Below are 14,726 nucleotides of genomic sequence, written 5' to 3'. Positions count from 1 at the left end.
CCCTTCTGCATTAAAGCAAAAGGGCCATAAAACTAATCCAAGACTTTTTCTACGGAAAGCTTCGTGACTAGTTTTAATTTAGGTAAACTATTTTTAGAGTAGACTGATGCCGACCGCACGTATTTTGACAAGCCTTTTGGCATATCTTTTTGCTTTATGGCGTCATAACCGAATGGTTGTAGAACGACTTTAACCATTGTTCCTAATGCTTGTTTGGTAAAATCATCAGTTAAATCAAATGTATTTTGTTCACCAAACAGTTCTTCAATCTGCTGAATACATGCCGAAAGGGCGGGTTTATCTGCTTGGCTCGTTAAGATCATCTTGTTAACGTTTTCAAGATCAGAAAGTAATTCAAAGATCTTTTCTGCTATCACGTTGTTAGTGTACTTGGAGTACTTCGGGTAGGAATCGATAAAATCCCTAAAATCACTCATGCCATTGTCTTTCATGAAAAATCCTCCTTAAATCTTTTTTGATGCCCTGAATCAGATATGTGATTATAGACATCTGAAATCACATATCTGATTACAATTCTACCTTTGCCCTTGAATTCTATCAAGGGCAAACATCGGTCCGGGTAAATTTTTTATTAAAACCACGGGTTTTGTATAAGCCGTGAAGCAAGAGAAGGCGTCTCCTTGGCGCATTCTCGGCATGATGTTGGGCAGAATATCTGTACTAAGAAGCAACGGGAGGAAGTTCTATGCAAAACGCGGTATTTCTCAACTTGGCCAAGCTAGATTTTGATCAACAACTTGATTTCGCACCGCTGATGAAACTGGCCAAGGTCACCAGCTACAGCGACAGTCGTGCCGAGGAAATCATCGAACGGGTTGCGGATCAGCAGATTGTGATCACAAAAGAGCTGCCGGTCGGGCGGGACTTGATTGAAAAGTTCCCGCCTTCAGTAAAGCTGATCGTCGAAGCCGGCACCGGGTATAACAATATTGATATCAAAGCGGCCCGGGAAAAAGGCATCACCGTCTGCAATGTTCCCGGCTACAGCACCGAAGCGGTGGCCCAGTTGACGATTACGCTCATGCTCAGCCTCATGTCGTCGCTGCCCAAGCAGCAGCGCATGATTGAACGGAAGGATTACCGCAATTTTACAGAGCATTTGCAAGTGCCGCACCGAGAGAGCCTGGGTAAGATGTTGGGCGTGATCGGCAGTGGGACCATCGGGCGGCAAGTGATCAAGATCGCCTTGGCCCTAGGGATGGATGTTCTCACCTATAACCGGACGCCGCAAACGTGGGAGATGCCCCACGTTCGGCAGGTATCGTTGGGTGAACTGCTGGGTCAAAGTGATGTGGTGACGATTCATTGCCCGCTGACGCCCGATACCAAACACTTGATCAATGAGGAACGTTTAAAATGGATGAAGCCCACGGCCGTGCTGATCAATACGGCGCGAGGGCCCATCGTCAAAGAAGATGATCTGATCAAAGCGCTCCAAGAGGGCACGATTGCCGGTGCCGCTTTGGATGTGCAGAACCCGGAACCGCCGTCGCCGGACAACCCTTTGTTCGCCATGGACAACGTGATTCTTACGCCCCATATTGGGTGGAAGACGCTCGAGTCGCGGCAGCGCTTGATTGGGATGATGGCCGACATCATCGCCGGATTCCTGGCCGGTAAGCCGGTCAACGTCGTTAATTAAGTGCTTATTTTGGGGGCCGGTTGTAGCCCTGTTCACCGTAGGGCGCTAAAGCCGTCAGCCACTTGGCTTCCATGGCGTCGAGGGCATCGCGCCACTCCTCTTGGGGGATTTCTTCCGCTTTAAGCTGTTCCAGAATGTCAAAGGAAAAAGCCTCCTGACCGTAACGGTTCCAGTCTTGTTGCAGGTCACGATCGCGGTGGCATTGCATTTGCAACTGAAAGCGGTGGCTGTTGAATTTGCCGGGCAGGTTTGTGGAACTGCCCACCAAGATTTTGCCGGTGACGCCGTTTTTGATCTGGTAAACGCCCATCGGCCGGGGCGTTTCTTTATAGAGGCGCTTCAGTTCTTTACGTCGGTTCATTAGAACGGTCTCCTTTCGCGGTCGTTGCTCTGTTAAGATTTACGCCAGTAGGCGCTACCATCGGCGGTGCGGTCCAAAAAGCCGTATTCGATCAGGTAGCGCCGGAGCAGTACGTAATCGTGATAAAGCGGCTTGAGGATGTCGTTGACTTCTTTTTCTGTATAGGTTTGTTGCGGAGCAAAATGGGTGGCGAGTTGCCGGATGATGGCGACACGCTTTTTTTCTTTTTGGGGGAAATGATCGAGCGGGCCGTCGGCGCCGGCCTGGAAATAAGTCGCCAGGATCTTGGCGTTTTCCTGTTCCGTGATAGCAAAGCGTCTGTCGGGCGGCTGATGGCTGGGAGGAAGGTCGATGAAGCTTGGCTTTTTCGGTGGTTGTTCCGCCAGGAGTTCCATGATCGCGAGAAAGATCTTGGCTTGTTTCTGTTTTTCCCGCAAGGAAAAACGGTGGTTGCGGATGGTGGAGGTGCTACCGGCCTGCAAGGCCTGGGCGACGTCGCTGTCGCTGTGGCCGGCGTAAAAGAGTTCCAAGAGCGATTTTTGATGCTCGGTCAGCCCGATTAGTTTTTTATCAAGCTGAAGCAAGCTGTGAAAAGGGGAACCGTGGCTTTCGGCGATGTGGATCGCCATGTACTTTTTGGCTTCGTAGAGTTGATCGCCATGGCGATAGATGACGCCGTCAGCAATGCGGTGGCCGCAAAGGAGGCAGAGAAAAGTATCGCTGGTGCGATCATGACAAAAGCCTTGCTTGAGTTCCGCGAGGGAAGCTTGCCAAAACTGTTCCGGCAGGTTGCCCAAATCAAACAACTCCTTATTACATCTATCTATAATATAGACATTATAAAGTTATGTTTGTAATTTTACAAGACATCCTGACCGGGTGATTGTTGCCGTCGCTGCCTGCTTTTGGCTCGATGGTTGAGCGGCCCGATGGTTGATCGACTCGATGGTTCTTCGGCTCGATGGTTGAGCGGCCCGATGGTTGTTCAAAAAAAGTGATGATGGTCGGCTTACACTGTGGAATGATTAATTTTCCTGGAGAGCAGGGTTGCCGGAAGGAATATCGAAGAATATAGAGTCGATCATGCGCTGCTGTAGCAGGGAGAATGAGTTTAGACGGTAGGAAGAAGTTCGAGTTTAGAGGAGGCGCAAGAAGCTTGGTCATTCATGATTTAGCCTATCGCGGGGCGACGGAAGCGGTGGCGCTGCAATGCAAGGAACAGCGGATCACCTACGGGCAGATGCAAGCGCTGCTGATCCGGTATCGCAATTATTTTTATCATCGGGGCATCCGTCCGGGCGATAATGTCGGGCTTTTTTACAAGAACTCGCCGGAGTTTGTACTTAGCTATTTGGCCATTGTCAGTCTCGGTGCTGTTGTGGTGCCCTTGAATATTCAATTTACGGCGCGGGAAATCACTTATATCGTACAGGATGCAGAAATGAAGCACGTCGTCACGATGCGCCCGCTCGACTTGAATGAACTGGCTTCGTACAATGAGCTGCAAGTGGTTACGCAACTGGTCTTGCCGGAGCTTGCCGGGGAAATGGCTGATCCCGAGATCGCCGATGCGCCGGCGGTGGCGGTGGAACCGTCGAACCCCTGCGTGATTCTATATACTTCGGGAACAACAGGGCGACCAAAAGGGGCTGTGTTGTCGCACGCCAATCTGCTCAGCAATGCGCAGGCGGTGACCCACCTGGGAGCGGTGGAGGCTAAGGACAACGTGCTTTGTGTGTTGCCCATGTTCCACAGCTTTTCCTGGACTTGTGCCGTGCTGACACCGCTGCTCAATGGCGCCACGATCACGATCATGGAAGCTTTTCATCCCAAAGAAGCGATGGCCACGCTCCGTTCGGCTGGCGTGACGGTGGCTTTTTGTGTGCCGGCCATGTTCGGCTATTTTACTTCGCTTGGTACGCCGGAGGATTTTGCCGGGATGCGTGTCTTTGTTTCCGGCGGGGCGTCACTGCCGGTGGAGATTTATCACCAGTTCCAGCAAAAAGCCGGCGGAACGCTGATCGAGGGGTACGGTTTATCGGAGGCATCGCCGGTGGTGACGATGAATCCGATCGGCAAGGGCAAGCCCGGCTCTATCGGCACGGCGCTGCAGGGCGTAGAAGTGCGCATCGTCGATGGACAAGGCAACGATCTGCCGCCGGGCGAAGTCGGTGAGTTGATCACCCGTGGTCCCAACGTGATGAGCGGCTATTATCATCTGCCGGAAGAAACGGCCAAAGCGCTGCAGGGCGGCTGGCTGCACACCGGTGATATGGCCTACGCTGATGCCGAGGGTTATTACTATATCGTCGATCGCATCAAAGATCTGATCATCGTCGGCGGTTTGAATGTGTACCCGCGGGAAGTAGAAGAACTGCTTTACCAGTACCCGGCCATTGCCGAAGCGGCCGTCATCGGGATTCCCGATGCCTCGCGCGGGGAAGCCGTCGGCGCTTTTGTCGTTCTCCGCGAAGGCCACCACTTCAAGAAAAAAGATCTCATGGAGTTCTTGCGAGCCAACTTGGCCGTCTATAAGCTGCCCCGGGAGATCACGATCGTGCCGTCCTTGCCGAAAAATGCGACCGGCAAAATCCTGAAAAAAGAGCTGCGGGCGCAGGTGCAGGGGTAAGTGATGCGTACCGATGCCGGACTGCCGGAGGTGCGCAGTCGCTTAGGGAGCTTGGCGTAGGTCGTCCCGGCAGCAGCAAAAAAACCGTTCATCGCACTCCGCTGACGGAGGGATGAACGGCTTTTTTATGTTACGTTAGGTTTATAGGAACAAGGAAATGATGACCACGGCCAAAACCATCAGTAGCATCATCAAAAAGTCTCCCGCTTCCGGTGCTTCCAGTCGGTAGTGGGTTCGTCCCGGTAAGCCGAAGCCTCTTGTTTCCATGGCCATGGCCATGCGTTCGGCCCGCTTAAGGGAGATGCTGACCAGCGGCAGGGCCAGGGGGAAGAGGGAACGAACGCGGGAGAAAGCGCCGCCACTAAAATCATGGGCACGGGCTTCCTGAGCTTGCCGGATAAGATGAACTTCTTCGATGAAGGTGGGAATAAAGCGCAACGCCGTGATGAACAAAAAAGCGTAGTCGTAGGGAACCTTCAAGTATTCCACGAGGGAAAGAACGGTGCTGCGTGTGGGCGTCGTCATCAAAAAAAGCAAGAAACTGCTGACGATGACGAGCATGCGTAAAGCCATGGTCACGCCAAAGAGAATCCCCTGATCGGTGATAGCAAGACCGGCAAAAAGCGGTACCAGTGCCGTACCTTCCGAATAAAAAAGCACTTGCAGCACAATGAGTACGACGGCCACTTTCAGCAAGCCTTTCATCGCACCGAGCAGTTCCTGATGGACGTTGGCGACGGCGGCGATACCCAGTAAGGCCAGTTGCAGGATGACCAGCGGCACCGGCGTACCCATGAGCATGCTCAAGGTCAGCACGGTCAGCGCACCGGCCAATTTGGTCAGGGCATGCAGCTTGTGCACCGGTGAGGTGGCAGGGATGTATTCAATGCTTAGGGACATGCGGCATTCCTCCCCGGCGTTGGATCAACGTGGACCGATGGGCCTTGTTGGATGCGGCTAGCCAGCGCGGCGGCCAGGGACTCCGCTGTGGGTACTGATGCTGTCAGCCCGAGTTCTTCCAGGCGGTGCTGAAGATCGATGATCGGCGGGCGGCGCAGACCGGCGATCTGGAGCAACGACGCTTGCCGGAATAACTCATCGGGCGACCCATCGAGCAGCAGTTGGCCGTCACCGAGGACGAGGACACGCTGGGCCTGTTCCTGGACCAACTCCATATCGTGCGTGATCAGCAAGATCGTGTGCCCTTGCTGGTGCAGTTGCTGTAAGATCGCCATGATCTGGCGGGATTCTTGGTAGTCCTGGCCGCTTGTCGGTTCATCAAGAATGAGCACGGGCGTTTTCATGGCCAGTACGGAGGCGATGGTGGCACGTTTGCGCTGGCCACGGCTCAATTCCGCCGGGTCGCGATCGACGTAGGCGGCCAGATTGACGGCGTCCAAGGCGCTCGCCACCCGTTGATCGAGTTCCTTGCCGCTTAAGCCGAGGTTACGTGGGCCAAAAGCGACTTCGTCAAAAAGGCGTCCGTGAAAGATCTGATGATCGGGATTTTGAAAAACATAACTGACGGTGCGGGCCAGTTGAGCGACCGAAACACGGCGTGTATCTTGTCCGCCCACGAGGACGGTTCCTGCTGTCGGCTTCAAGAGCCCGTTAAAATGTTTGGTTAAGGTCGTTTTACCGGCACCGTTGCGGCCGATAATGGCGACCATTTCCCCAGCGTGAATGGTTACGTTGACCGATTGCAAAGCACACCGTCCGGTGCGGAAGGTGTGCTTGAGTTGCTGGGCTTGCAGAAGCGGGTGACCGGCGGGGAACACGTCCATCAAAGGACCTCCTTGCAGGGGTTAGAAGTTTTTCGCAGGTGAAATCGGCAGAGAGGGCGGCAAAGGGATCAGCAAAAGCGTGATCTTCACTGTTGTATTTTTCAGGGTGATCAGGAGCCAGTAAGTAAGGCTTGACTGAGGGTATACGCTTCGTCGACGGTCAAGGGGACCGGCGGCGCACCGGGAGAATCGAGCGGCGGCAACGCGCCTTCCTTGACCAGCGCGTGCATCAAGCGTGCCGGAACGGGCAGTTCAATGCCCAGTTGCGTAAAAACATCGGCTTGGCGCAAGACCTGCCGCGGCGGGCCTTCCAGAACGATGCGTCCTTGATCCATGAGGACAAGCCGGTCGCAAAGGGGGGCGAGCAAATTGATTTTTTGCTCGACGATGATCACCGTGATTCCCCGTTGCCGGTGCAGTTCGGAAAGCACATGCAGCACCGCTTCCGTACCATCAGGGTCAAGTTCCGATGTGGGTTCATCAAGGATGAGAATGGACGGGGCCAGGGCTAAAGCAGCGGCGATAGCGACCCGTTGTTTTTGACCACCGGAAAGACGGTTCGTAGGGTGCTGGCGCAAATGGGCGATGCCGCAATCGTCGAGAGCATGCTGGATGCGCTCATCCATCTGGGTCGGGTCGACACCGGTATTTTCTAAGGCGAAAGCGATTTCTTCTTCGACGATGGGCGAAACGATCTGCCCTTCCGGATCGTCGAAGACACTGCCGATGTAGCGGGCGAGGTGCGGGGTGCTGACGCGGCCCACCGCCGAGCGACCGGCGGACGTTTCCAGGTAGACCGCGCCTTGCAGTGTTCCCGGCTGAAAGTGCGGGATAATGCCGTTGATGCAGCGCAGCAAGGTGCTTTTACCGGCTCCGGTAGCGCCGGTGATGGCGACAAATTCACCGGGCTCGATCGTCAGTTGAATCTCTTTCAATGCCTCTGTGGAGGTGTCAGGGTAGGCAAAGGAAAGGTTGTCGATGGTGATCTTGGGCAAAGTGGCACCTCCCGAGGGTTAAGATTAATTACAGGCGCAGGAGTTTTTTCGCAGGAACAAAAATCGCTTGGGCGATGATCGCGTTGAAGAAGGTCACCGGCAGCACGACGCTGATAAACGCACCTTGGGCGACGGCCGGCGGCAGGCCTAAGGCGATTTTGTTGATGACGACGTAGAGGGTGCCGCTAACGAGAGTACCGATGACGGTCGCCGCCAGGGGCATGAAGTTGAAGGAGCCAAATTTCACACGAGCCATGGCAGCAACAGCGATGGCACAGGCGATGGCACCGGCCGGTTCGGTGATCAGGTTAATATAGGGGATGGGCGATTTGGATGAGATCATGCTGACAGCACCGCCGACGAGGCCGATGGCCAGCGCTTCACCCAGCTTAGGCCGGATCAAGATGATCGACAGGCAGTACATGGCGATGACAAAGTTGGGGGTGATGCCGAAGATCGACGGCGACACCATGCGGAGAACGGCGCCGATGGCGATCAGCATGGCCACAACGGCCAACTGTTTGCTGCGCCCGGCGTTCGGACGACTTACAGCGATCTCTTCCGGCAGCAGCGCCGGCTGTTGTTCTAAACTCATGATCATTTCCTCCTGTTTTTTGCATCATGGGGGGAATGGACGATACATGGGCGAATGAGCGATACATGGGGGAATGGACACGGAAAAAGGGTCAACAATGCAAAAAAGCCAGACCAACGAATTGGCCTGGCGTGAGTAAACAGTGCAATAACTCCCGCTATCCCTGCAAAAGGGGACCGGGGCTCAACTCAACTCGGCTCAACTCCTTCCCTATGCAATTGTCAGGAACCATGGGTATCGGGGTTCATACTTCTCTCAACTTAACTCTACTCGGGACACGGCTCATCGTACTCCCGCTGTTCTTCCTCGAAGAACACTAGCAAGAATATAACATAGGCTTCGGTGAAAAGCGATAGGGGCAGGAATTTTTTTCTGAAAAATTTTTTTGAAAATTCGGGCCTTGGCTTTGCCCGAGTTGCTTTCCCGGGTTGGCTTTCCCCAGTCTGTTATCCGGCGATCCGGTAGCGGCACGTAAGGCCGGCTTCGATGAAACCTTTGATCAAGCGGTTGAACTCTTCTGGCGCTTCCACAAAGGGCATGTGCCCCGTATCATCAAAAACGGCCAGCTTGGCGCCAGGAATGCGGTTGACCATATCGATGGCGCAGCATGTCGGTGTTACCCAATCGTGCTGGGCAGCGACGATCAAGGTGCTCGCCTGGATGTGATGAAGATGAGGCGTCAGATTGAAGTGAGGGATTTCGTGACGAAACATGTACTGGCACACTTCGAAGGAACCTTGGCAACGGGCGCACATTTCCTGCATGGTTTGCCGGGAGGTGCGGTGAAAGTATAAGGGCAAGCACTGTTCCCACCAGTATTCATATTCCGTTTCACTGTTGAGATGGCCGGCAAAAAGCAAGGGCAGGAGATTGCGCTGGGTAGGGTTTGCTACGGATGCGGCGGATTCGGCAACACGGCGCAAGCAGTCGGCGTTGGCCGTTGTATTGGCTAAGATCAGGTGGGTGGCATGGCGCGGATAGCGAAGGGCATATTCCATGGCGACCATGCCGCCGAAGGAGTGGCCTAAGAGCATAATGTCGTCGAGACCTAAGTATTGGCGCAAGGCTTCCACATCATCGGCCATCTGGGCAATGGTATAGGTGGAGGGGTGGCAGCGTTCGGAACGACCGTTGCCGCGATGATCGATGTACACCAGTTGCATGTCCTCGGCAAGCGGTGACAACCACGGCTTAAAATCGCTGTGATCGCTGCCCGGCCCGCCATGGAGGAGAAAGCAAACCGGCTTGCGCCGCATCGATGGGCCTTGGACAACATGGGAACTTCCTTCGATATCAAAAAATAAACGGATGCCATTGACTTGTGCAAACATCGATAACCGCCTCCTTCATAAAAAAAAGCAGAGGTAACCAAGGGGAGAAAGAGCCCCGTTGATCGCCTCCGGTGTTTCCGGTGAGCTTCATATTACCGCTATTCTATATAACCATATCAACATTGTCAACAAATAATCTTGTCGAGAAATAAGTTACCGCAAAAAGGGGCAACGGGAAGCCTTGGCGAAAAACGATGAGGAAGATGAAAAAGGTGAGGTTGATGAAAAGGGTGCAAGGAAGGTGGGGAAGTTTTGAAGTTGCTGATCGATGCCGATGCTTGTCCCAAAAAGGTGCTGCAGATTTGCCGGGACGTCGGTAAAAAATACGCCATCCCGGTGTGGACGGTGGCCAGCTTTAATCACCAAATTATATCCGATCACCATGTCATCGTCGGTAACGGTCCGCAGGAAGCCGATATGAAGATCATCAACTTGACCGATAAGGGGGATGTGATCGTCACGCAGGACTGGGGCCTGGCGGCGATGGTTCTGGGCAAGCAGGCGGCTTGTATCAGCCCGGTAGGCCGAGAATACCGGGCCGATACGATCGAGTTTATGATGGAGGAACGGGAGATCAAAGCCAAGTTTCGCCGCGGCGGTGGCCGAACGCGCGGGCCGAAAGCGCGTTCGGACGAAGATGATCAGCGCTTTGCGGCCCAGTTGGAAGCGATCCTCAACCGTTAGGCAGCATTTTACCCAGCGGCCCTTGCTCGTCGATGATGTTTTCCAGGGCATATACGGAAATGGGGAATGCCGGTAGGCCATAGGGGCGCGGAGTGATCTCATACATCTGAAAGTAAATGACCAGGGCTTTATCGGCGATATAATAGTCTTGGTCCGGACGAATCGTCGTGAACTCGGTAGTTAACTGGATCTGGCGCTCTTTGATTTGTGCTTGGATATCGGCGGAGATGGGCGTGATATAGTCGCTGCCCTCTTTGAACAAACTCTGTAATGAATAGGTTTCACCAGTGTGGGTATCGAAGGTCAACGAGCGGATGATCGTCAGGCCGTTGGCGGCCGGATAAAAGTAGGTATAATTCGTGAAACTCATGCTGAGGATGCCGCGCTCATTGGTTTTGACCTCATAGGAACCGACCATCTGAGCCCGTGTGGGGTTTTCGTAATAGCCTTGCTGATAGATGATGGCATATACTTGGCGAAAGATCGTTTGATTGATCTTTTGCTGTACCGTGGGATTAGGCAATCCGATCACCTGGGGATAATGAAGTTGAACGTTGGCCGTCATGATCGGTACGGTGATGAGGGAGACCGGGAGTTCCATGGGCGCCACCTCGATTGCATATTTTGCACCAGTCTATTCGAGGTGGTGTCCGATGGTGATGCGCTTACTGTTTGGTCTTTGGTGTCGATTATGATAAAATGTCCTATAATCCACAGTAATGCTTGGCAATAAGACGAAAAAAGCCCGGACAGATCGTGAGAACGCACTTCAAGCGTGAAACATAAGAATCAACGGTTAGCGAAGGGTGTCGGGGAGGGAACCGGATGTCAATCGGATCGAATTTTATTAAGAACATTATCATTGATGATCTGGAAGCAGGCCGGGTCAAGGAAGTAGTCACACGGTTTCCGCCGGAACCAAACGGCTATTTGCACATTGGCCACGCCAAATCGATTTGCCTTAACTTTGAAATGGCCGATGCTTTTAACGGCAAAACACATTTGCGCTTTGATGACACGAACCCGGTGAAAGAAGACACAGAGTATGTTGAATCGATCAAAGAAGATGTGCGCTGGCTCGGGTTTGAGTGGGATGCTCTTTTCTTTGCTTCGGACTACTTTGAAGAAATGTATAACCGGGCTGTCCTGCTGATCAAAAAAGGCAAAGCCTATGTCTGTGACCTCTCGGCCGAAGAGATCCGCGCCACGCGGGGAACCTTGTCCGAGCCCGGTACGGAAAGCCCCTATCGGGGTCGGTCGGTGGAAGAAAACCTGGATCTTTTTGAGCGCATGCGGGCCGGCGAATTCCGCGACGGTGAGAAGGTACTGCGCGCCAAGATCGACATGGCCTCGCCTAACATCAACATGCGTGACCCTGTCATCTACCGCATCGCCCATGCATCCCATCACAACACCGGCGACAAGTGGTGCATCTATCCGATGTATGATTTTGCTCATCCGTTGGAAGATGCCGTGGAAGGGATTACCCACTCGATTTGCACACTTGAGTTTGAAGATCACCGGCCCCTTTATGACTGGGTGATCGAGGAGTGTGAAATGCCCTGTCAGCCGCACCAGTATGAATTTGCCCGTCTCAACCTGACCAATACGGTGATGAGCAAGCGCTGGCTGAAAAAGCTGGTCGACGAAGGCGTCGTCGACGGCTGGGATGATCCGCGGATGCCGACAATCAGCGGCCTCCGCCGTCGTGGCTACACACCGGAGTCGATCCGGGCCTTTGCCCGGGAAATCGGCGTAGCCAAAAGCAACAGCGTCGTCGATGACAAGATGCTGGAGTTTTTTATCCGGGAAGATCTGAAGCTTAAAGCACCTCGCACGATGGGTGTGCTGCGCCCGCTCAAAGTGGTGATCACCAACTACCCGGAAGGGCAAGTGGAGTGGTTGGAGACGGAAGTCAATCCGGAAAATCCGGAGATGGGCATGCGCCAGATTCCTTTTTCCCGGGAGATCTACATTGAGCAAGACGATTTTATGGAAAACCCGCCGAAAAAGTATCACCGCCTCTTCCCGGGCAATGAAGTGCGCTTGAAAAGCGCCTACTTTATCCGCTGCGAAGAAGTGATCAAGGACGCCGACGGTCAGGTCGTGGAGCTGCGCTGCACCTATGATCCGGCGACGAAGAGCGGGCTCGATTTTACAGAGCGCAAGGTCAAAGGGACGATTCACTGGGTCGAAGCGACCCATGCGGTGGCGGCGGAGTTTCGCTTGTTTGAGCCGCTGATTCTCGATGAGGAAGCCGGCGGGGAGACGGCGTCCTTCTTGGAGCGGGTCAATCCGGCGTCCTTGGAAGTCGTGCAAGGGTTTATTGAGCCCAATATGCGCGATGTGCAGGGGCAGGATAAGTTTCAATTTTTCCGGCATGGCTATTTTAATGTGGATAACAAATACTCGACAGCGGAGCGGAAGGTCTTTAACCGTATCGTTTCACTGAAGAGTTCTTTCCAGTTGCCGAAGTAAGCTGTCTTTCATTTCAATTTCATAACGGTGACATGAAAAAAATGCTGTCCTTGCTTATCAAGGGCAGCATTTTTAGATTACAACTCTTCAAGGAGCTTCTTGGCTTCCACGTACATGACGATACCAGCGGCCACTTTTTTAGCTGCTTTCATGGCCAGAACGACGGTGGCCGGCTCGTGGACGACGTCGCCGCCGGCAAAGACGCCTTTGCGGGTGGTCATGCCGTAAGGCTTTTCGCGGGTGATCACATAGCCGTGCGGGTTGACTTCGATGCCGCCGGTGGTGGAGATGATGCGGGCGGCCGGCCGCTGACCAATGGCCAAGATGATTTTATCGGCGCGCAGGGTTTCTTTTTGGCCGGTAGCGATGAGGCGGCGCCGGTCATCATTGGTGAATTCCATCGTTTCCAGTTCGATGCCGGTCAGCATGTCGTCGCCGATGCATTGCGTCGGCGATGACATCCAGCGAAATTGCACGCCTTCGCTTTGGGCCGATTCGTATTCGCTTTGCAGGGCCGTCATGTCGGCTTCACTCCGGCGATAGATGACGGTCACGCGGGCGGCACCAACGCGCACTGCTGTACGGGCGGCGTCCATGGCCACATTGCCGGCACCGACGACAAAGACGTGATCGCCGATGGAGACGGGGATCTCACGATGACTGACTTTGCCGGCGTTGGCGAGGGCGACGATGCGCAGGAAGTAGGCCGCTTGCATGACGCCGGGCAGTTCATTGCCGGGAACATCGAGCGTTTTGGGCACGGCGGTACCGGTGCCGATAAACACTGCGTCATAGCCGTCGGCAAAAAGATCGTCGATCGTCAGATCCTGGCCGATGAGGACACCGGTGCGAAAGGTAACGCCCAGGTTTTCGATCTTGCGGATTTCCCGGCGAACTACTTCTTTATTGAGGCGAAAATCGGGAATACCATACATCAGCACACCGCCGGGCTCTTCCAGGGCGTCAAAGACGGTGACGGCAAAGCACTGCTTGGCCAGATCGCCGGCTACAGTTAAGCCGGCCGGGCCGGAGCCGATGACAGCCACTTTGCCTTTGTTGAGGACAGGACAGGCCGTCGGCTGAGTGATGGCCATCTCGGCGTCAAAGTCCGCAATAAAGCGCTCCAGCTTGCCAATATGAATGGGTTGGCCTTTTTTGTGCAGGATGCAGCGGCCCTCGCATTGCTTTTCATGGGGACAGACGCGGCCGCAAACGGCGGGGAGGTTGCTGCGGCGAGCGATGATGGCACTGGCTTCACCGATGTTGCCGAGGGCCAGGGCGCGAATAAACTGGGGAATGTCATTTTCAACGGGACAGCCCTGGCGGCAGGCCGGCTTGGCACATTGGAGGCAGCGTTTGGCTTCGGCAATGGCTTGGCGGGGTGTATATCCCTGGTCGAGTTCCTCAAAGGATAATTCGACGCGATCAAAATCGCTTTGCTGGTCGATGATCATCTCGCTCACTCGCTTTCTGTTGGCGTTTATGCCGGTGGTCGGTACTCACCGGTGGCTGTTGAGATTGAGTATTCCCGCTGATGGTGACGATTCCTGCCGGGAGCGGGGATCAAATTAGACAGGAATCCATTTTGGATTGGGGTGTATTGGATTGTATTTTAGGTAGGGGAATGATAGGATCGATCTAAACATCGATAAGGACATCAAAGGGGAGGGGCCAGGATGGTACAGGAGCGCAAGTATCAGTTCTCGTGGGATTTGCTCGGGGACATCGAAAAGGGGCGCCCTAATCTAGGCAGGATGGTCCCGGTGGAAGTCTACCGGTTGATGCAGTTTACTTTTCGTGATGTGATGGAACAGCATGTGGGGACGGAGCAAACGGACCAGATGTTTTTTGAAGCCGGTAAGTTGGCCGGACGGGAGTTTTGCCGAAAACAATTGGGCACAATCACCGATTTTCATGAATTTATTCAACAGGTGCAGCGATCTTTGCGGGAGATGGGCATTGGGATTTTTCGTGTGGAAAAGGCCGATCTGGTGCGCAGGGAATTTGAGCTCACCGTGGCGGAAGACCTGGATTGTTCCGGTTTGCCCGAGTTGGATTACGAGATCTGTAAATATGATGAGGGCTTCATCGCCGGGGTGCTGGAAAGCTATGGCGGAAAATCTTACACTGTCAAAGAAAGCGATTGCTGGTGTACCGGGGAACGGGTTTGCCGTTTTATGGCGAAAGAAGAAGGGTAATGTAGGTA

15 protein-coding genes are annotated in these 14,726 nt (G+C 53.9%); 5 read left to right on the top strand and 10 right to left on the bottom strand.

Annotation, left to right across the window (positions count from 1 at the left end; translation table 11 throughout):
- Positions 1–32: 32 nt before the first annotated feature.
- Complete coding sequence (locus EDD73_RS02490) at positions 33–452, bottom strand: hypothetical protein (protein WP_131918113.1); 420 nt, start codon at positions 450–452, stop codon at positions 33–35.
- Between the two features lie 254 nt (positions 453–706).
- Here EDD73_RS02490 and EDD73_RS02485 point away from each other — a divergent pair, with 254 nt between their 5' ends.
- Entirely contained in the window at positions 707–1,663 is a 957-nt protein-coding gene (locus tag EDD73_RS02485; protein ID WP_131918112.1) for an NAD(P)-dependent oxidoreductase, read from the top strand.
- Between the two features lie 4 nt (positions 1,664–1,667).
- Here the strand turns inward: EDD73_RS02485 and EDD73_RS02480 are convergent, their stop codons facing one another.
- Together EDD73_RS02480 and EDD73_RS02475 are read right to left on the bottom strand one after the other, a co-directional pair.
- Positions 1,668–2,024, bottom strand: a complete 357-nt coding sequence (locus tag EDD73_RS02480; RefSeq protein ID WP_131918111.1) for a GIY-YIG nuclease family protein — start codon at positions 2,022–2,024, stop codon at positions 1,668–1,670.
- Positions 2,025–2,056: 32 nt separating this feature from the next.
- Positions 2,057–2,821, bottom strand: coding sequence for a DUF2087 domain-containing protein (locus EDD73_RS02475; RefSeq protein WP_131918110.1), 765 nt, complete (start codon positions 2,819–2,821; stop codon positions 2,057–2,059).
- Positions 2,822–3,180: 359 nt separating this feature from the next.
- Between EDD73_RS02475 and EDD73_RS02470 the strand changes: the two genes are divergently transcribed.
- Entirely contained in the window at positions 3,181–4,653 is a 1,473-nt protein-coding gene (locus EDD73_RS02470; RefSeq protein ID WP_165876271.1) for a long-chain-fatty-acid--CoA ligase, read from the top strand.
- A gap of 141 nt (positions 4,654–4,794) precedes the next feature.
- Here the strand turns inward: EDD73_RS02470 and EDD73_RS02465 are convergent, their stop codons facing one another.
- From EDD73_RS02465 to EDD73_RS02445, 5 genes are all read right to left on the bottom strand, one after another.
- A complete protein-coding gene (locus tag EDD73_RS02465) occupies positions 4,795–5,553 on the bottom strand; it encodes an energy-coupling factor transporter transmembrane component T family protein (protein ID WP_131918108.1) in 759 nt (252 codons plus the stop codon).
- The gene (locus EDD73_RS02460) at positions 5,544–6,437 is read right to left on the bottom strand and encodes an energy-coupling factor ABC transporter ATP-binding protein (protein WP_131918107.1); all 894 of its coding nucleotides are present in this window, start codon (positions 6,435–6,437) and stop codon (positions 5,544–5,546) included. The genes EDD73_RS02465 and EDD73_RS02460 overlap by 10 nt, the downstream gene beginning before the upstream one ends.
- Positions 6,438–6,547: 110 nt before the next feature.
- Positions 6,548–7,432 carry an energy-coupling factor ABC transporter ATP-binding protein gene (locus EDD73_RS02455; RefSeq protein WP_131918106.1) on the bottom strand — a complete coding sequence of 295 codons (885 nt, stop codon included), beginning with the start codon at positions 7,430–7,432 and terminating at the stop codon, positions 6,548–6,550.
- A 28-nt stretch (positions 7,433–7,460) separates the two neighbouring features.
- Entirely contained in the window at positions 7,461–8,027 is a 567-nt protein-coding gene (locus tag EDD73_RS02450) for a tryptophan transporter (RefSeq protein WP_131918105.1), read from the bottom strand.
- 446 nt (positions 8,028–8,473) lie between these two features.
- Entirely contained in the window at positions 8,474–9,358 is an 885-nt protein-coding gene (locus EDD73_RS02445; protein ID WP_131918104.1) for an alpha/beta fold hydrolase, read from the bottom strand.
- Between the two features lie 252 nt (positions 9,359–9,610).
- Between EDD73_RS02445 and EDD73_RS02440 the strand changes: the two genes are divergently transcribed.
- On the top strand, positions 9,611–10,042 hold the full coding sequence (locus EDD73_RS02440; RefSeq protein ID WP_131918103.1) for a YaiI/YqxD family protein: 432 nt from the start codon (positions 9,611–9,613) through the stop codon (positions 10,040–10,042).
- Here the strand turns inward: EDD73_RS02440 and EDD73_RS02435 are convergent.
- Positions 10,032–10,643 (bottom strand): DUF3298 and DUF4163 domain-containing protein, encoded by a 612-nt coding sequence (locus tag EDD73_RS02435; RefSeq protein ID WP_131918102.1) that lies wholly within the window; start codon positions 10,641–10,643, stop codon positions 10,032–10,034. The two genes, EDD73_RS02440 and EDD73_RS02435, sit on opposite strands and share 11 nt — an antisense overlap.
- 224 nt (positions 10,644–10,867) lie before the next feature.
- Here EDD73_RS02435 and EDD73_RS02430 point away from each other — a divergent pair, with 224 nt between their 5' ends.
- Positions 10,868–12,520 carry a glutamine--tRNA ligase/YqeY domain fusion protein gene (locus EDD73_RS02430; protein ID WP_131918101.1) on the top strand — a complete coding sequence of 551 codons (1,653 nt, stop codon included), beginning with the start codon at positions 10,868–10,870 and terminating at the stop codon, positions 12,518–12,520.
- Positions 12,521–12,597: 77 nt separating this feature from the next.
- Here EDD73_RS02430 and EDD73_RS02425 read toward each other — a convergent pair whose 3' ends face one another.
- Positions 12,598–13,974, bottom strand: coding sequence for an NAD(P)-dependent oxidoreductase (locus EDD73_RS02425; RefSeq protein WP_131918100.1), 1,377 nt, complete (start codon positions 13,972–13,974; stop codon positions 12,598–12,600).
- A gap of 222 nt (positions 13,975–14,196) precedes the next feature.
- On the opposite strand from EDD73_RS02425, the gene EDD73_RS02420 reads away from it, so the two are divergent.
- Positions 14,197–14,718 (top strand): V4R domain-containing protein, encoded by a 522-nt coding sequence (locus EDD73_RS02420; protein WP_131918099.1) that lies wholly within the window; start codon positions 14,197–14,199, stop codon positions 14,716–14,718.
- The last annotated feature ends 8 nt before the right edge of the window (positions 14,719–14,726 follow it).

Origin of the sequence: Heliophilum fasciatum (assembly GCF_004341395.1) — a bacterium.
Classification (GTDB): domain Bacteria; phylum Bacillota; class Desulfitobacteriia; order Heliobacteriales; family Heliobacteriaceae; genus Heliophilum; species Heliophilum fasciatum.
The sequence above is the reverse complement of the archived record's forward strand: the minus strand, read 5'-3'. Positions and strand labels throughout refer to the sequence as shown.

Coding starts and splice junctions, on each gene's coding strand:
- EDD73_RS02490 (WP_131918113.1), bottom strand. CDS start 452: ATGAAAGACAATGGCATGAGTGATTTTAGGGATTTTATCGATTCCTAC.
- EDD73_RS02450 (WP_131918105.1), bottom strand. CDS start 8,027: ATGAGTTTAGAACAACAGCCGGCGCTGCTGCCGGAAGAGATCGCTGTA.
- EDD73_RS02420 (WP_131918099.1), top strand. CDS start 14,197: ATGGTACAGGAGCGCAAGTATCAGTTCTCGTGGGATTTGCTCGGGGAC.
- EDD73_RS02480 (WP_131918111.1), bottom strand. CDS start 2,024: ATGAACCGACGTAAAGAACTGAAGCGCCTCTATAAAGAAACGCCCCGG.
- EDD73_RS02485 (WP_131918112.1), top strand. CDS start 707: ATGCAAAACGCGGTATTTCTCAACTTGGCCAAGCTAGATTTTGATCAA.
- EDD73_RS02430 (WP_131918101.1), top strand. CDS start 10,868: ATGTCAATCGGATCGAATTTTATTAAGAACATTATCATTGATGATCTG.
- EDD73_RS02465 (WP_131918108.1), bottom strand. CDS start 5,553: ATGTCCCTAAGCATTGAATACATCCCTGCCACCTCACCGGTGCACAAG.
- EDD73_RS02435 (WP_131918102.1), bottom strand. CDS start 10,643: ATGGAACTCCCGGTCTCCCTCATCACCGTACCGATCATGACGGCCAAC.
- EDD73_RS02460 (WP_131918107.1), bottom strand. CDS start 6,437: ATGGACGTGTTCCCCGCCGGTCACCCGCTTCTGCAAGCCCAGCAACTC.
- EDD73_RS02445 (WP_131918104.1), bottom strand. CDS start 9,358: ATGTTTGCACAAGTCAATGGCATCCGTTTATTTTTTGATATCGAAGGA.
- EDD73_RS02425 (WP_131918100.1), bottom strand. CDS start 13,974: ATGATCATCGACCAGCAAAGCGATTTTGATCGCGTCGAATTATCCTTT.